Raw genomic sequence first — 16,181 nt, 5'->3', positions numbered from 1 at the left:
CGCAACAACCGCTTCCGCGCCCGGAACCCCGAACCGAAGGGCGAAGACGTGGCCCTGCCCCAAACGTGTCGAAGACACCCAGCAAGACGGACGAACGGCCATGGACATCATCATTCGCAATGCACGCGTGCTCAGCATGGACGACGATGCGCCGCGTGCGCAGGCCGTAGCGATTGCCGGCAACCGGATCGCAGCCGTCGGCAGCGACGCCGAGATCGCCGCACTGGCGACACCCTCGACCCGCATCATCGATGCCGGTGGCGCCACGGTCATGCCGGGCTTCAACGAAGCCCACATGCACATCTTCGGCGGCTCTGTCGCGCTCAACGAACTGTCACTGTTCGGGGTCAAGGGCTTCGACGAGCTTAGCGCGGCGATCACGGCCTATGCCGCGGCCAATCCGCATCTCGAGCTTCTGGTCGGCCAGTCCGTCGACTATACCGTGCTCTCCGAAGAAGAACGCGTCACCCGCCACCATCTCGACCGTATCATGCCCGACCGTCCCTTCATGATGGTCGCGCCCGATCGCCACACCGCCTGGGCCAACACGATTGCGCTCGAAAAGGCCGGCATCCTGCACGGCCGCGATGTCGGCGTCGGCAACGAGATCGTCATGGGCGAAGACGGATTGGCCAATGGCGAACTGCGCGAGTCCAATGCCATGCGGCCGGTTGCCATCATGAGCGCGACCGGCGGCCGCGAAGGGCTGGGCGTCGGCACCGGCGGCGAGCCGGAGAGTGTCACGGCGGCCGAGCGCGCCGGCGATATCGCCGTGCTCAAGCAGGGCCTCGCCTACTGCGCCTCGCTCGGCATCACCTCGTTCCAGAACATGGACGGAAATCTCTATCAGCTCGAACTGCTGAAAGAGATCGAGGATACCGAAGGCCTGCCCGCCCGCGTACGCATGCCCTTCCACATGAAGAACTTCATGCCGCTCACCGATCTTGAGGAAAAGGCCGCCGCCTGGCGGGACCGCTTCAACTCCGACAAGCTGCGCTGCAACTTCGTCAAGGTCTTCATGGACGGCGTGACCGAAGGCGAGACCGCCGTCTTCGTCGACGACTACGCCCATAAGTCCGGCTGGAAGGGCGAGCCGCTGTTTTCCGCCGAGCACTTCAACAAGGTCGCCGTCGAGGCCGACCGTCTCGGCCTGCCGGTCGCAGTGCACGCCATCGGCGACGGCGCGGTGCGCATGGTGCTCGACGGTTACGAGGCGGCGATCAAGGCCAATGGCAAACGGGACAGCCGCAACCGCGTCGAGCATATCGAGGTGGTCCACCCCGACGACATTCCCCGCTTTGCCGAACTCGGCACCATCGCCTCGATGCAGCCCACCCACCCTCCGGGCTCTGCCGGGCTTCCCCTCGAACCCTACCTCACCTATATCGGCGAGGAGCGCTGGCCCTACGCATTTGCCTGGAAGACGCTGGTCGACGCCGGTGCCCGGATCGTCTTTGCCACCGACTGGCCGGTCTCGCCGCTGCCGCCGCTGTCGTGCATCCACGACGCCATGACCCGCAAGCCCTGGAGGGACGACATGCCCGACCACCGCCTGACGCTCGACGAGACGCTGAAGGCCTATACCCGAACCAGCGCCTGGGTCGAGTTCATGGAAGACCGCAAGGGCATCCTGAAGCCGGGCTACCTCGCCGACGTGGTCGTGCTTTCCGGCGACATCGAAGCCTGTGCGGCCGAGGACATCGCCGCCCTGGCCCCCAAATTCACGATCTGCGATGGTCGCATCACCTACGAGACAGCCTGACGACGCCATGGACGAAGAACGCCGCCCATCGATTTCGCCGCCCGGCAAGACGCCGGGCGCCACCCGCAAGGGGATCGAGACCCGCGCCCGCATCATCCGCGGTGCGCTGGAGGCGCTGGAGAACGGCGGCATGGAGGCGCTGACGACGCGCAAGATCGCGGCCAGCGCCGGCGTGAAACTGGCGACGCTGCACTATTATTTCGACAGCAAGGAAAGCCTGCTGCTGGCCGTTCTGGACGACCTGATCGCCGACATGGATACGGCCTACCGCCAGGACATGCCCATGCCGGCCGATCCGCTGGATCGCGTCGAGGGGCTGATCCGCGCCAGCTGGCGCTATGTCCAGCGCACCCGCAACAAGCAGCTCGCCCAGACCGAGCTCACGCTCTATGCGCTGAGGACTCAAGGGGCCGACTGGCTCGCCGCGCGCCAGTACGGCGCCTATATCGACTTCTACAGCAAGCTGATCTTCGACGGCATGGGGGAGATGACCGAGGAGAAGTCCCGCATCGGCAGTGCGGTCGCCCGCTTCATGCTGATCGGCATCGACGGCCTGATCCTGCAGAACTTCTCGCTCTATCGCGACGGCGACACCAATGAAGGCGTCGAGACCTTGGTGATCGCGACCCGCGACCTGCTGCGCCGGCTGCAATCCGAAGCCGGGACCACGGCGGGCTGACGACTTTATCTGTGTCGTGCTAGGATGCCGGTGACGTCCCTATCCAGCGGCCCAATCCCATGCCCGACACCGCCCAGGCATACGGTCACCCTCCCCGCCCCAACCGGGTGACGCCCTTCGGCGATCTCGAAGCCACGCCGGCGCGCGGAACGCTGATGGGCAATCGCGGCGAGCTGCACGGGCCGGACGGCACGATCCGCCGGCACCATCTCGGCAAGGCGTGGATCTGCTGCACGCTCGCCGAACGCAACGGCCGCCGCGTCGTGTTCGACACCAAGGGCCACTATACGCCGCTGTTCTTCCTCGACGAGGCCGTGGCCTTCGCCGCCGGCCACCGCCCCTGCGCTGAATGCCGCCGCGCCGATTTCCTCCGCTTCAAGCGGCACTTCAACCGCGCGACAGGCCGCCCCGACGACCAGTTCGTCCCGGCCCGCGAGATCGACGCCCTTCTCCACCGGGAACGCCTGGACGGCCGCATCAAGCGCCTCTACCGGGCGACCCTCGCCGTCCTGCCCGACGGCAGCTTTTTCACAACGGACTCCGCACCGCAGACACCGCTTCTGCTCTGGCAGGGCCGGGCCTATCCGTGGAGCCACGCGGGCTATGGCGCGCCCTTCACCTTGCCGGACCGGGCCGAGGTGACCGTCCTGACGCCGCCCACGCTCGTCGCTGTCTTGGGCGCCGGCAATGCGGTAACGCCCCGGCTCTGATCCTCGGCAACGGAATGCAAGGCCGGCCGAAAATGATCTCCCCCCTTGTGGGGGAGATGTCGGCGAAAGCCGACAGAGGGGGGTATCCGGCAAGCAAAGCGCACAAGGCGTGCATCCACCGACCCACAGCGCAAGCCGCCCCCCTCTGCCCTGCCGGGCATCTCCCCCACAAGGGGGGAGATCGGTTTCCGCTGACGTCTCGGTCGCGGACCCAACGAAAAGGCCGGGCGTCCCCGCCCGGCCTCTCTCATTCACACCTGCATCCGATCTTCATTTGATCATCGGCAGAAGCTCACTGACGGACTTCTTCGCGTCGCCGTAGAACATCCGGGTGTTCTCCTTGTAGAACAGCGGGTTCTCGATGCCGGAATAGCCGGTGCCCTGCCCGCGCTTGGAGACGAAGACCTGCTTAGCCTTCCACACCTGCAGCACCGGCATGCCGGCGATCGGCGAGTTCGGGTCTTCCTCGGCCGCCGGATTGACGATGTCGTTGGAGCCGATGACGATGGCGACGTCCGTATTGGGGAAATCCTCGTTGATCTCGTCCATTTCCATGACGATGTCGTAAGGCACCTTGGCTTCGGCCAAAAGCACGTTCATGTGGCCCGGAAGACGGCCGGCCACCGGATGGATGGCGAAGCGCACGCTCTTGCCGGAAGCGCGCAGCTTGCGGGTGAGTTCCGAAACCGCCTGCTGCGCCTGCGCCACCGCCATGCCATAGCCGGGCACGATGATGACACTGTCGGCCTCGTTGAGGGCAGCCGCCACGCCTTCGGCGTCGATGGCGATCTGCTCGCCGGAAATCTCCATGGCCGGTCCCGTCGTGCCGCCGAAGCCGCCGAGAATGACCGAGATGAAGGAGCGGTTCATCGCCTTGCACATGATGTAGGAGAGGATAGCACCCGAGGAGCCGACCAGCGCGCCGGTGACGATCAAGAGATCGTTGCCGAGCGTGAAGCCGATCGCCGCCGCCGCCCAGCCCGAATAACTGTTCAGCATCGACACGACCACCGGCATGTCGGCGCCGCCGATGCCCATGATCAGGTGGTATCCGATGAAGAAGGCGAGCAGCGTCATCAGGATCAGCGTCCAGATGCCGGCGCCGTTGAAGTACATGACCAAGAGGATCAGCGAGGCGATGGCCGCGCCGGCATTGAGCATGTGCCCGCCCGGCAGCTTCTTCGCCTTGCCATCGACCTTGCCGGCCAGTTTGCCGAAGGCGACGACCGAACCGGTGAAGGTGACCGCGCCGATGAACACCCCGAGGAAGACCTCGACCTTCAGGATCGCGACCAGAGCACCGCTCGGATCGGCAAGCTTGTGCGCCAGAACGGCGGCAAAACCGGTCAGCGCATGGCGCGCCGCCACGTCCATGCCGGCCACCCGAGTAAGCTCGATTTCGGCATTATAGCCGATGAACACGGCGGCCAGGCCGACGAAGGAGTGCAGTGCGGCGACCAGCTGCGGCATTTCCGTCATCTGCACGCGGGCAGCGACGTAATAGCCCATGACCGAGCCGCCGGCGATCATCACCAGGATGATGAACCAGTTGCCGATGCCCGGCCCGAAGACCGTGGCGGCAACCGCGATCGCCATGCCGGCCATGCCGTACCAGACGGCGCGCTTCGCGCTTTCCTGGCCGGAAAGCCCGCCGAGCGAGAGGATGAATAGAACTGCCGCAGCGATATAGGCGGCGGAAACGATACCGATCGTCATGACCCTATCCCCCTCAAGACTTCTGGAACATGGCGAGCATGCGCCGGGTGACGAGGAAGCCGCCGACGATGTTGATCGTGGCGATCAGCACCGAAAGGGCGGCCAGGATGACGATGAGCCAGTTGCCGGAACCGACCTGCAAAAGGGCGCCGATAATGACGATGCCGGAAATGGCATTCGTCACCGCCATCAGCGGCGTGTGCAGCGAGTGGCTGACATTCCAGATCACCGAGAAACCGATGAAGCAGGCAAGCACGAAGACGATCAGATGCGCCATGAACTCGGTCGGAGCATAGGCGCCGACCAGCGCCATCAGCAGCCCGCCGATCACCAGCAGGCCGACCTGATTGCGGGTCTGTGCCTTGAAGGTGGCAACCTCCTTGGCCCGCTTTTCCCCCGGCGTCAGTTCCTTGACCTTCTCCTTCGGCTTGGCCGCTGCAATCGCCTGGATCTTCGGCGGCGGCGGCGGATAGGTGATCTCGCCGTCCTTGGTCACGGTCGCGCCGCGGATGACGTCGTCTTCCATGTTGTGGACGACCTCGCCGTCCTTGGCCGGCGTCAGATCCGTCATCATGTGGCGGATATTGGTCGAATAGAGCGTCGAGGCCTGCGCCGCCATGCGGCTCGGAAAATCGGTATAGCCGACGATCGTGACGCCATTTTCCGAGACGATCTTCTGGTCGGGAACGGTCAGGTCGCAATTGCCACCACGTTCGGCGGCAAGGTCGATGACCACCGAGCCGGGCTTCATCGCAGCCACCATGTCGGCCAGCCACAGCTTCGGCGCGTCGCGGCCCGGGATCAGCGCCGTGGTGATGACGATGTCGATCTCTGGCGCCAGTTCTCGGAACTTGGCCAGTTGCTTCTCGCGGAATTCCGGCGAGGAAGGCGCCGCATAGCCGCCGGTCGCAGCGCCATCCTGGGCCGCCTCGAACTCGAGATAGACGAATTCGGCGCCCATCGATTCGATCTGCTCGGCCACTTCCGGACGCACGTCGAAGGCATAGGTGATGGCGCCGAGCGAGGTCGCTGTGCCGATCGCCGCAAGACCGGCGACGCCGGCACCGATGACCAGCACCTTGGCCGGCGGAACCTTGCCCGCCGCCGTCACCTGGCCGGTGAAGAAGCGGCCGAAATTATTGCCGGCCTCGATCACGGCGCGATAGCCGGCGATATTGGCCATGGACGACAGCGCGTCCATCTTCTGGGCGCGGGAAATACGCGGCACCATGTCCATGGCGATGACATTGGCGCCCTTGTCCCTGGCGCGTTCCAGAAGCTCCTTGTTCTGGGCCGGGTAGAAGAAGGAAATCAGCGTCTTGCCCGAAGACAGACGTTCCACTTCCACCGTCTCTGGCGGACGCACCTTGGCGATCACGTCGGCGCTGGCATAGAGCGCCTCGGCGCCCTCCACCACCTCGACGCCGACGGCGCGGTAGGCGTCGTCGGAAAAGCCGGCGGCCTTGCCGGCCCCGCTTTCGATCATACAGTCATAGCCCAGCTTCTTCAGCTGGATCGCGCTGTCGGGGGTCATGGCGACGCGTGCCTCTCCCGCAAACAGCTCCCGTGGCGAACCGATCTTCAAACCCGTCTCCCATTTCGCATTAGGCCAAAGTCGAACAATTGCGGCGTGAAAACGAGCAGAATGCGACATCGCTGTCCAGCCCACTTTCCCCCTCATGTGTGGGTTTCGCGCGGATCATACGGCTCCGTCAACGAATAATTCGCAACTGCCGCCCTCTGCGGCCATTGGCCCACGCTCGCAACTCCGCCGGAATGGAACAATTTGGTCTCGCGCCGGTTAACAAGCCGGTCTGAAATGAATGGAGAACACCATGCTGCAATGGATTTTGATCTTCCTGGCAATCGCCGCCGTCGCCAGCCTTCTCGGCTTTCGCGGCGTCGCAGGCGCTTCCGCAGGGATCGCAAAAATACTTATCTTTGTCGTTCTGGTGATCTTCATCATCGCATTGTTTGCCGGCATCATTGTCGTCGCCTGACCCGGACGATCCGCAAACGGAAATATCGTACCGTCAGCCGCAGGGCTGGCGGTCTTTTGTCGCCGCTGATGGCGAGACGCCCCACCTTGGGATGGTGTCAAAGGCGCAATCAGATCAGGGGTCGCACCGTGCGGTCGTCCGGCTTCCAGCTCGCCACGTCCTGAAGCCCTTGCGGATCAACAATCTCGCAGCCACGGTCGAGCCACTGGATCAGACCGCGCTCGCTGAGCTTCTTCAAGGTCTTGTTGGTGTGGACGATCGACAGTCCTAAAGTGTCCGCCACATGCATCTGCGTCACCGGAACATGGCGCCGATCATCGTCGAGCAGACCCGCGTTGCGCCCCCGCTCGAACAGGAAGGCCAGCAGATAGGCGGCCCGCTCCGTCGCCGTGCGCCGGCCGACGCTGAGCAGGTGCTCGTCGAGAATGCTCTCCTCGCGCGCGGCGAGCCAGGTCAGGTCGAAGCCGAGCCCTGAGTGCTTCTCGAAAAGCTGAAAAAGCCGCTTGCGCTCGAAAACGCAGAGGGTTACCGGCGTCAACGCCTCGACGGAATGCTGCATCTCGGCCATGACGGCGCCCTGCAATCCCACCATGTCGCCGGGCACCGCATAGTTGAGGATCTGGCGCCGCCCATCCTCGAGAATTTTATAGCGGAAGGCCCAACCCTCCAGTAGTGTATAAAGATGGGCACTGTGAGAGCCTTCGACCAACACCGCCGCCCCGGCATCGGCATTCAGTTCGCCGCGTTTGAAATGTGACACGAAATCGAGTTCTTCGCCGGTAAACGGGCGAAAATGCTTCTTCTTTCGCAAAGGGCATTCGAAGCAACTGACACGCACCGGGTTCTTGCGAAAGTCGCTTGCCATGCACCATCCTCGTGTTTCTGCATAAGTTAAGATAATCGGCGAATACACCGTGGACGTATGTCTTATTTAAATGACGTGCTTTGCTTCAGCGCCGATAAGGTGCTTTGGCAAGAAAAGGAACCGCCATGCACAACCCGTCGCTGCGCGTTCTCGTTGCGGAAAACCAGTATCTGATAGCAATGGAAGTCGAGCAGATCCTTCTCGACGCCATAGCCTGCACCACTACCATCATACCGTCTGCCCGCCTCCAGGACCATCTTCGCGACAACGCCTTCGACCTTGTGCTGCTTGACTGCGTGCGCACGCAAGCGCTCAATCTCAGCCGTGCCCGGCTGGTGCAGGAAAGTGGTGCGGCTCTGATCTTCCTCTCCTCCTATGACGAAGGCACCGCGGAGTTGTGCGGAGATGCGTCCTACCCCCTCGTGCAAAAGCCGATCCAGGCCGAGGATCTAATCCGTGCCGTTCAGGCGGTAACGGCCCGCACCTCGGCCTGAGGAGTCAGATCGCAAAGGCCCTCTTGGTCACGGCGGAACTGTGGCGATCGGGTCCGTAGTCGCTCTCGCCGCTCACGCCGAGAATTTCCTGCAGCTTGTTGCGAGCCCGGTTTATACGGCTCTTGATCGTGCCGACGGCGCAGCCGCAGATCTCGGCAGCTTCCTCATAGGCGAACCCTGAAGCGCCGACCAGGATGATGGCCTCGCGCTGATCGCTGGGCAACTGGTCGAGCGCCTTCTTGAAATCCTGCAGATCAAGGGAGCCGTACTGCGGCGGATGGGTCGACAATTGCGAGGTGAAAATGCCGTCGGTGTCGGACACTTCGCGGCCGCGCTTGCGCATCTGCGAATAGAACTCGTTGCGCAGGATGGTGAAGAGCCAGGCCTTCATGTTGCTGCCGGGCTCGAAATGGTCCTGCTTGGCCCACGCCTTCATCATCGTGTCCTGCACCAGGTCGTCGGCGACATGGTGGCGTCCAGTCAGCGAAACGGCAAATGCGCGCAGGTTTGGCAACGCTGCTAGCATCTCCCGCTTGAACGAGCGATCGACGGAGGTGGCATCATCAGTCATTGTGCAGAATCCTTGACGCGATGGTTCTGATCGGCAAGCTGCTCGGCCTGATCGAGCTTTTCGAGCAAGCTCAGGAATCGGTCTGGGATCGCCTCGTCCTGCACCGACCGATACAACTGGCGCAACCGGTCGGCAATTCCAGGGCTCATGCCGCTGATGCCCAGCCCTTGATCGGCCGATGTTTCATTTGGGGATTTGGTCATGCTTTTCCAACGGGGGTTGTTTCTATCGTTGCCTCAAAACGATCGGAACGGCAGAAGGTTCCGTTGACTTGCCCCCATTTTCCCAACCCTCAGCTACCAAGTGCGCGAACCAGGCATTGAGCAAAACAGCTGAACAATATCGTCAGGGAACAATTTAACCACAGCGCCGTTCTCCTGCCATCGAAAAAGGAGAACCGCCATGCTGTATTATGCTCTTGTCTTCCTCGTCGTCGCCCTGATTGCCGGTGTACTCGGCTTCGGCGGCATCGCCGGTGCATCTGCCGGTATCGCCAAGATCCTGTTCCTCGTCTTTATCGTCCTGTTCCTGATCTCTCTCGTCTCGCAGTTTTTCCGCCGAGCTTGAACGGGCCAAGCAGAACATGTCACGATAATAAAAGAAAGAGTCGGCAATGCCGGCTCTTTCCGTTTTACTCGTCAGCTGCATTCGTGAGCGGATCGCATAAAAAATCCGCCAGGACGGCGGATGTTTTTTAGGCATGAAGAAGATGGCCTGGGATTACCTTAGAAAAGCACAGTGGCGAGCATGACCAGCAGCGTCGCGACGATGAGCGAGATCACGATCACCGTCGAGGCACGCCAGCGAGGCGGCACCATGGAGCCCAGGTCGGTATCGAGCTTGGCCTCATGGGCCATGTCCCGCGTTTGCCGGTCAATCTGGCGATCTCTGTCGGTAAGGCTCTCAGGCATTACTTTGCTCCCTCGTGGCGACTAAAGCGCATGCGACCTTGGCTGTGGGGGGCGGCGAAAGCCTTGGCCGTAACCGTTCCACTTTGCGGCAAATCAAGCGCGGAGAGCTTGACCGGGTCGATCGTCTGGTGGATCTGGCGCCCCGCCAGCAGGTCCGCATCGACCGGAACGCAGTCGCCGTAGATCAAATCGGCCAAACGGCGCGCCTTGTCCATTTCGCGCGGCAGTGCGGCGCGGCATTCGGCACTGCTGTCATAGGAAATGACGACGACGGGCTCTTGGAGACAGTTCGTCTGTTCAGGATGGCACGCCACCAGGACCATAAGGGCAGCAAGCGTATTCATCGACGTTCTCCTTGTTACAAAGGTTAACGTCGACAAGCGATATTGGTTCCGCGGCGGACCTGTCCCCTGGCATGGACGGCTTCTATGGGCCTCAGGCCGCCGGCGCGTGGATCAGGTCGTGGATATACTGCAGCTTGTCCACCACTGGCGCTGACAGCACGAAGGGATAGAGATCGCGCTGGCCCATGCTGCGGTTGATGCTGTTGATGGCAATGGTGAGCGGCACCCAGGCATCGAGCAGGACGCGGGCGTCAAGTGCCCGATAGCTGTCGAAGGTGCCCGTCAATGCCAGTTGCTTCGCCTTGGTCTGCGGATAGGTTCTCAGCCCGAAGGCATCGGCCGTGTCGAGCGCATCGACGATATGGAAATAATGTGCCCAGGTCTCGGCAAAGTCCTCCCAGGGATGGCTCGCCGCATAGGCGCTGACATAGGACTGTTCCCAGCCCGGCACCGGACCCTGGGCATAGTGCTGCTGGAGCGCTGCGCCATAGTCTTGACGCTCGTCGCCAAACACGGAACGGAACGCCTCCTGATCTCGCCGGTCGCGCACCAGCCGGTCCCAGTAATAATGACCGACCTCATGGCGGAAATGGCCGATCAGCGTGCGGAACGGCTCGCCGAGCGAAACGCGGCGTGCCTCGCGCTCCGCGTCCGACGCTTCGGCAACATTGAGGGTGATCAATCCATTGGCGTGACCGGTCAATACCGGTGAGCCCGCCATGCCGTCGTCGGCAAGAAACTCGAAGCCCAGGCCCTTCTCGGGGTCTTGAGGACGGGTCACGAGCGGCAGACCGAAGCGCATGAGCGAGTAGAACAGGTAGCGCTTGGCCAGCTCGATGCGTCGCCAGTTCTCGACATTCCGCCGGATCGATAGATCGGGGATCGTCTGGTTGTGTCGGCACGCTACACAGTAGCCCGAGGCATGATCGTCCTCGACCAGCCAGTTGCAGGCTCCGTTCCCGGCATTGGCACAGGGCTTGAGCGCCGCCTGGCGTTCGGCCGGGTCGCGAAAGACATCGCCGTCCTGTTCCAGGGCGACCATGCCGAACCGGCTCGCGCGATAAGCGAGACGCATGCCGCAGCCGACGCAGGCGTCATTGTCGAAGTGGACGACATTTGTGCAGTTGGAGCAGTGGAAGATACGCATTCGAGGTTCTCGTAACGGTGGGGCGGCTGGCTGAGAGTTTGTGGCACACGCCGATTCCCGCAATTGGAAGCACCGTTCATTCCGCCGGGCCGAGCCTCACGATAATTCACGGTGTCGCGAGATGTTCCGTACGGTTCGGCTATTCGGGGATTTCCTGCGGGAACGTCAGCTCATAGAGGACCTGCTCCTTTTCCAGACTGTGGCTGGCCTGCCCGTTGACCGAGGACGGAACGACCCTTTCCAGAACGGTACTGCCGAACCGCGCCGTCCTTGCGGCTTTCAGCGCCTCGGTGTCGAGGCTACCGACAGGCTCGACCCACCGCATGCGAATTTGCGGCCCCGCGTCGGTGTCGATCCGCTCGCAACTGACTTCGATCGGGCGGCGGCGCGCGAGGAAGTCGCCATGACTGACCGCATTGACGATCAATTCATGAAGCGCCAGCCCGATATGCAGCGATGCATTCGGGTTCAGCAGCACATCCTCACCCGAAACTTTCACCAGGTCGCCATTGTCCTGCACATAACGATCAACCTGCTGCTTGAGCAGGTCGCGGAAATAGGCGCCGCGCCAGCTGGAATTGGTGATCAGATCCTGGGACTGCGACAGGGCGTGCAGCCGACCTCGGAACTTTCCCAGAAAGGTCTCGAGCGTCCCCGAATAGCGGGCCGTCTGCGACGCAATGCTCTGGATGATGGCGAGCAGGTTCTTCGAACGATGGCTGACTTCGCGCAGCAAGGCTCTCAGCAACCGCTCCCGCCGCCGGTCCTCGGTCCGATCGATGACGATGGTCATCAGGCTGATCTCATGATTGCGCATTTCGATCATGCGACAGCGGAACTCGAAACAGGTATCGTCAGAGGCTTCGATCTCGATTGCGGCGTGATCGCCGGGCTTCTCCAGCCCGGCCTTCATTTCCTTGAGGCGGGCACCGATATCCGCGCCGAAGATCGCCTCATCGCTCGGCGTAACCCCGGGATTGAGCGCCCAGCGTGCAGGCAAGGTGGTGATGCATATATATCTGCCCTCCCTGTCCTGCAGGCTGAGGCTGGCACTCATGTCGATCAGGGCGGTTATGAAGAACTCACGCAACTTGTCGTCGCCGCGTTCAGGTTCAAACCATGTCAACCGATGTACCAACTTCTCACTCCGCCGCTGCTCGGCAATCCACTTGGGACCTCACCAGGCCTCTTGCGCCGTCCACGCGGCGGGGCACCCGCCTGACGGCCCATTGTGACGCCAGGCTCAGGCGCTCTCCGCTACCCGTTCGTTGAAGAACAACGCCTGACTGATCAGAGCCTTCACCATGTCCGGATTGAAGGGCTTGGTGACGAGAAAGGCCGGTTCCGGTCGCTCGCCGGTCAGCAGCCGCTCGGGGAAGGCGGTGATGAAGATCACCGGCACGGTATCGACCTTCAGGATGTCGTTCACCGCGTCGATGCCCGAGCTTCCATCGGCCAGCTGGATGTCGGCAAGCACCATCTTGGGATTGGTGCGCTTGTAGAGTTCGATGGCTTCCGCATGGGTACGCGCGATCCCGGTGACGCGATGGCCGAGATCCTCGACCATCTGCTCGATGTCGAGCGCGATCAGGGGCTCGTCTTCGATGATCATGATATCGGTCGCCACCTGACGCGAAATCTCGGTCGATGCCTCGTTGAACAGCGCGTTGAATTCCGCTTCGCCAATGCTGAGCACTTCAGCAGCCTCGCTCGGCGAGAAGCCTTCCACCGTAATCAGCAGGAAGGCATGACGCGCGCGTGTCGGCATGTTGCCGAGATTGGCGGCAGCGCGCTTTTCCCAGGCGAAGGGCGAGGAGATTTCAGGGATTTCCACCTGGGTGGAATCGAACAGCGTGACGAATAGCTTGTAGAGAGAAACGCGATCATTTGCGCCCTTGGGGAAAATCGAGAGATCCGCAATCAGCGCTTCCAGCACAGCCGCGACATAGGCGTCTCCAGAAGTCTGGGAGCCGGTAACGGCTCGTGCGTATCGCCGAAGGTAAGGCAGGTGAGCGGCAACGCGGGCAGTAAGAGACATGCGGTTTCTCCAATTGAATATAGTATGGGTGCGGACTCGGCAGAAAACGCCCCTTCCGAAAAAAAGTTCCGCCACAGAGGAACTTTTTTCCATTGACCTACTTAATAGGTTTATCTCACTCTCGACTAGGGGATGAATGGGGCTTCATGGAAATGCCGGATAAGCGATCGCATAAGGACGAACGGGCGGAATCCGCCAAGTCGAACAAGCAGGAAGCAAATGCGATGATCGCGCGGAAGCTCCGCGGCTACTATGACAGCATCATCGAAGAGGGCACACCTCCCGCATTTCTCGATCTTCTCGAACGTTTGGACCAGGCCGAGCGCGGCGAGAAGGACTGAACCGGGTCCGCACCATGGTCCCGTCCTTCCCGCCTGCGCCCCGGCCCGCCGCCGCTCTGCAGGGCGACCACGCCCCAAAGACGATGCGCTAGCCGCGGGGCCGTCGGCCGAATCCCCGGCTTCGCGCCAGCACATAGACCAGACTGCTCACCATTATCGTCGTGACGATCGGGCTTTCCCGCATCATGCCGGGCAGCTCAGTAACCAGTCGAGCCGTGACCGGATCCGGCCCCTGCGCCGCGAGCGCCGCCTGCCGCTCCATCATCCGACGCTCGGTCTGGCGATTGAGCACGGCAACGATCGCCAGAACGACCAGCGCCGCGGCCATGGACGCAGCCGCAACCACCAGAGAAGCTGCCACAGGCCCGGCTTCCGCCGCGACATAGAAGGCCAACGCCATTACCAGTGCGATATAGCCGGTCAGGAAGAAGACCGTGGCGATGACCCCGCCAATCGTCTTGCGCTTGATCTCGACGGCGGTGGTGGAGACATTCCCCAATCCCAGGAGAAGGAGTTGTTCTATCAGTCTGCGCATTTATCAGCGCCGGGTCAGCAGGGCAGCCAGGAAGCCGACACCGGCCGCGATGGCGATCGCCTGAAGCGGCTTGTTGCGAATATGCGCCTCAAGATCCTGTTCGGCCGAGCGCACGGTGTTACGCGCGCTTTCCACATATTGTGCGGAAGCATCCGCTGCTTCTGCACCGAGCTGGCTCGCCCGGTTGCTCGCTTCCTTGAGCTTGCCGGTGCCGAAAGAGGCGACCGTCTGCGTCAGCGCGGCAATGTCGCGACGCAGGTTTTCGAGGTCCGCCTGGACGTCGCTGGCGCTTGCGCTGGTGGCGATCTCCGCCTCGTCAATAAGGCTCTCGACCTTGTTCTTCGCCTTGTCCGCCATGGATGCATTGGCCATCAGAAATCTCCTTGTGATCTGCTTCGTGCTGAAAACGTCTCAACCGCTGATCGGTTCCGGATTTTTGTAGGCCTTCCCCCGAAAGCGCGCAAGGTTCGCCACGACCGGACTATCATTCTCCCATCCCATCCATTCTCCCATCCCATCCCTATGCCGGTGCGTCTCAACTTCGACCAACCGCTCGACTTCCACCAACCGCTCGTTTTCGGCGGTTTCACCGGAACCTAATCCTGCCGGCTGCGTTGTTAAGCCGAGGATCAACGACCTCTACCGTAACCAACCGAGAAGGAGATCGACATGAATTGGAATCAGATCGAAGGCAATTGGGAGCAGTTCAAGGGCAAGGCCCAGGTTCAGTGGGGCAAGATCACCGGCGACGACATGGACGTGATCGCTGGCAACCGCAAGCAGCTCGCCGGCAAAATCCAGGAAGCCTATGGCAAGACCGAGGAAGAGGCCGAGCGCGAAATCGACAGCTGGCTCAGCCGCCACTAAGGCTTTCAAAGCCGACCGATCAGCCCGGAACTGCGGTTCCGGGCTTTTTCTTGCCCGCTCCACAGCCGCGGGGTTCGGGCCCGCCTGCATTATCCCGGCCATTGCTCTGCGCACCGCGGCCTTTCCATGGTCCGACGTCCCCCTTGCCATTGCCATGACCTCTCATTCTAATGCCGTCGCCAAGGACAAGAGGAGTGGCCCCCAGATGAAGAAGATCGTCTTTCTCGATCGTGACACGCTGTCGCCCGAAACTGTGGTGCGGGCCCCCGCCTTTCCGCATGACCTGATCGTCCATGCCCGCACGACGCCGGAGGAAGTCGCCGCGCGCATTGCCGATGCCGACATCGTGATCTCCAACAAGGCCCCGCTTCGCCGCGAAAGCCTCGCCGGCGCCACTCGCCTTTCCATGATCGCAGTCGCCGCAACCGGCACCGACATTGTCGATCTTGCCTTCGCCCGCGAGCGCGGGATCACGGTCTCGAATATCCGCGGCTATGCCCGCCACACCGTGCCGGAGCACACCTTTGCCCTGATGCTGGCGCTGCGCCGCTCGATCCTGCCCTATCGCCAGTCGGTGCTGGACGGTCGCTGGCAGGAAGCCGCGCAATTCTGTTTCTTCGACCACCCGATCGCAGACCTCGGCGGTTCCACCCTCGGCATCATCGGCTACGGCACGCTCGGCCGGGCCGTCGGCCGCATCGCCGAAGCCTTCGGGATGAAACTCCTGATCGCCGGCCGAAAGGGCGAAGATAACTTGAAGCCCGGCCAAACCCCTTTTGACAACGTCATGCGCCGCGCCGATGTCATCACCCTTCACTGCCCGCTCAACGCGGAGACCCGCGGCATCATAGGCGCGCGCGAATTTGCCCTGATGCAAAGAAGACCGATCCTCATCAACACCAGCCGCGGCGGATTGGTCGATGAACTGGCACTCGAACAGGCACTCGAAACGGATCGGATCGCCGCCGCCGGCTTCGACGTCACCGACGGCGAGCCGCCAGCCGCCGACAGCCCGATGATGCGCATCGCCGCCCATCCGAATGTCATCATTACCCCGCACGTCGCCTGGGCAAGCCGCGAAGCCGTCCAGGCGCTCGCTGACCAGCTGATCGAAAACATCGAGCTTTTCGTCGCCGGCACCCCGAGGAATGTGGTGGGCTGAGGCCCGGACGGTTGCCCCCTACCCACAACCTCGACTTTC

21 protein-coding genes are annotated in these 16,181 nt (G+C 62.3%); 9 read left to right on the top strand and 12 right to left on the bottom strand.

Annotated features, from left to right (window positions below):
- Positions 1-100: 100 nt before the first annotated feature.
- The 3 genes from ACWPVA_RS01350 to ACWPVA_RS01340 are packed head-to-tail and all read left to right on the top strand — an operon-like array spanning position 101 to position 3,151.
- Complete coding sequence (locus ACWPVA_RS01350) at positions 101-1,762, top strand: amidohydrolase (protein WP_454285961.1); 1,662 nt, start codon at positions 101-103, stop codon at positions 1,760-1,762.
- Positions 1,763-1,769: 7 nt separating this feature from the next.
- Entirely contained in the window at positions 1,770-2,441 is a 672-nt protein-coding gene (locus tag ACWPVA_RS01345) for a TetR/AcrR family transcriptional regulator (protein WP_454285960.1), read from the top strand.
- Between the two features lie 59 nt (positions 2,442-2,500).
- Positions 2,501-3,151, top strand: a complete 651-nt coding sequence (locus ACWPVA_RS01340) for a hypothetical protein (RefSeq protein ID WP_454285959.1) — start codon at positions 2,501-2,503, stop codon at positions 3,149-3,151.
- Positions 3,152-3,421: 270 nt separating this feature from the next.
- Here the strand turns inward: ACWPVA_RS01340 and ACWPVA_RS01335 are convergent, their stop codons facing one another.
- Together ACWPVA_RS01335 and ACWPVA_RS01330 are read right to left on the bottom strand one after the other, a co-directional pair.
- The gene (locus ACWPVA_RS01335; protein WP_454285958.1) at positions 3,422-4,867 is read right to left on the bottom strand and encodes an NAD(P)(+) transhydrogenase (Re/Si-specific) subunit beta; all 1,446 of its coding nucleotides are present in this window, start codon (positions 4,865-4,867) and stop codon (positions 3,422-3,424) included.
- 13 nt (positions 4,868-4,880) lie between these two features.
- A complete protein-coding gene (locus tag ACWPVA_RS01330; RefSeq protein ID WP_454285957.1) occupies positions 4,881-6,452 on the bottom strand; it encodes a Re/Si-specific NAD(P)(+) transhydrogenase subunit alpha in 1,572 nt (523 codons plus the stop codon).
- A 250-nt stretch (positions 6,453-6,702) separates the two neighbouring features.
- Between ACWPVA_RS01330 and ACWPVA_RS01325 the strand changes: the two genes are divergently transcribed.
- Positions 6,703-6,867 (top strand): DUF1328 domain-containing protein, encoded by a 165-nt coding sequence (locus ACWPVA_RS01325; RefSeq protein WP_115669981.1) that lies wholly within the window; start codon positions 6,703-6,705, stop codon positions 6,865-6,867.
- A 109-nt stretch (positions 6,868-6,976) separates the two neighbouring features.
- Here the strand turns inward: ACWPVA_RS01325 and ACWPVA_RS01320 are convergent, their stop codons facing one another.
- Complete coding sequence (locus tag ACWPVA_RS01320; protein ID WP_454285956.1) at positions 6,977-7,732, bottom strand: Crp/Fnr family transcriptional regulator; 756 nt, start codon at positions 7,730-7,732, stop codon at positions 6,977-6,979.
- A 125-nt stretch (positions 7,733-7,857) separates the two neighbouring features.
- Between ACWPVA_RS01320 and ACWPVA_RS01315 the strand changes: the two genes are divergently transcribed.
- Positions 7,858-8,226, top strand: coding sequence for a hypothetical protein (locus tag ACWPVA_RS01315; protein ID WP_454285955.1), 369 nt, complete (start codon positions 7,858-7,860; stop codon positions 8,224-8,226).
- Positions 8,227-8,230: 4 nt separating this feature from the next.
- On the opposite strand, the gene ACWPVA_RS01310 is transcribed toward ACWPVA_RS01315, so the two are convergent.
- Both ACWPVA_RS01310 and ACWPVA_RS01305 read right to left on the bottom strand, forming a co-directional pair.
- On the bottom strand, positions 8,231-8,797 hold the full coding sequence (locus ACWPVA_RS01310; protein WP_454285954.1) for an RNA polymerase sigma factor: 567 nt from the start codon (positions 8,795-8,797) through the stop codon (positions 8,231-8,233).
- On the bottom strand, positions 8,794-9,000 hold the full coding sequence (locus ACWPVA_RS01305) for a NepR family anti-sigma factor (RefSeq protein WP_454285953.1): 207 nt from the start codon (positions 8,998-9,000) through the stop codon (positions 8,794-8,796). The genes ACWPVA_RS01310 and ACWPVA_RS01305 overlap by 4 nt, the downstream gene beginning before the upstream one ends.
- A 199-nt stretch (positions 9,001-9,199) precedes the next feature.
- Between ACWPVA_RS01305 and ACWPVA_RS01300 the strand changes: the two genes are divergently transcribed.
- Positions 9,200-9,364: a DUF1328 domain-containing protein gene (locus ACWPVA_RS01300; protein ID WP_454285952.1), complete on the top strand. Its 165-nt coding sequence runs from the start codon at positions 9,200-9,202 to the stop codon at positions 9,362-9,364.
- Between the two features lie 158 nt (positions 9,365-9,522).
- On the opposite strand, the gene ACWPVA_RS01295 is transcribed toward ACWPVA_RS01300, so the two are convergent.
- The 5 genes from ACWPVA_RS01295 to ACWPVA_RS01275 form a co-directional block, all read right to left on the bottom strand.
- Positions 9,523-9,708, bottom strand: coding sequence for a hypothetical protein (locus ACWPVA_RS01295; RefSeq protein WP_454285951.1), 186 nt, complete (start codon positions 9,706-9,708; stop codon positions 9,523-9,525).
- Positions 9,708-10,052, bottom strand: coding sequence for a hypothetical protein (locus tag ACWPVA_RS01290; protein ID WP_454285950.1), 345 nt, complete (start codon positions 10,050-10,052; stop codon positions 9,708-9,710). The genes ACWPVA_RS01295 and ACWPVA_RS01290 overlap by 1 nt, the downstream gene beginning before the upstream one ends.
- A 91-nt stretch (positions 10,053-10,143) precedes the next feature.
- Positions 10,144-11,199, bottom strand: a complete 1,056-nt coding sequence (locus ACWPVA_RS01285) for a zinc-binding metallopeptidase family protein (RefSeq protein ID WP_454285949.1) — start codon at positions 11,197-11,199, stop codon at positions 10,144-10,146.
- Positions 11,200-11,338: 139 nt separating this feature from the next.
- Positions 11,339-12,325, bottom strand: coding sequence for a sensor histidine kinase (locus tag ACWPVA_RS01280; RefSeq protein ID WP_454285948.1), 987 nt, complete (start codon positions 12,323-12,325; stop codon positions 11,339-11,341).
- Positions 12,326-12,442: 117 nt separating this feature from the next.
- Positions 12,443-13,237 (bottom strand): response regulator, encoded by a 795-nt coding sequence (locus ACWPVA_RS01275; protein WP_454285947.1) that lies wholly within the window; start codon positions 13,235-13,237, stop codon positions 12,443-12,445.
- Between the two features lie 146 nt (positions 13,238-13,383).
- Between ACWPVA_RS01275 and ACWPVA_RS01270 the strand changes: the two genes are divergently transcribed.
- Complete coding sequence (locus ACWPVA_RS01270; protein ID WP_454285946.1) at positions 13,384-13,578, top strand: NepR family anti-sigma factor; 195 nt, start codon at positions 13,384-13,386, stop codon at positions 13,576-13,578.
- Positions 13,579-13,666: 88 nt separating this feature from the next.
- On the opposite strand, the gene ACWPVA_RS01265 is transcribed toward ACWPVA_RS01270, so the two are convergent.
- Entirely contained in the window at positions 13,667-14,113 is a 447-nt protein-coding gene (locus tag ACWPVA_RS01265) for a hypothetical protein (RefSeq protein ID WP_454285945.1), read from the bottom strand.
- Positions 14,114-14,116: 3 nt separating this feature from the next.
- Positions 14,117-14,485 carry a DUF883 family protein gene (locus ACWPVA_RS01260; protein WP_454285944.1) on the bottom strand — a complete coding sequence of 123 codons (369 nt, stop codon included), beginning with the start codon at positions 14,483-14,485 and terminating at the stop codon, positions 14,117-14,119.
- Positions 14,486-14,782: 297 nt separating this feature from the next.
- On the opposite strand from ACWPVA_RS01260, the gene ACWPVA_RS01255 reads away from it, so the two are divergent.
- On the top strand, positions 14,783-14,980 hold the full coding sequence (locus ACWPVA_RS01255; RefSeq protein ID WP_454285943.1) for a CsbD family protein: 198 nt from the start codon (positions 14,783-14,785) through the stop codon (positions 14,978-14,980).
- A gap of 205 nt (positions 14,981-15,185) precedes the next feature.
- Positions 15,186-16,142: a D-2-hydroxyacid dehydrogenase gene (locus ACWPVA_RS01250; protein WP_454285942.1), complete on the top strand. Its 957-nt coding sequence runs from the start codon at positions 15,186-15,188 to the stop codon at positions 16,140-16,142.
- Positions 16,143-16,181: the final 39 nt, after the last annotated feature.

This window comes from Rhizobium arsenicireducens (assembly GCF_964021225.1).
This window is presented reverse-complemented; position numbering and strand designations above follow the sequence as displayed.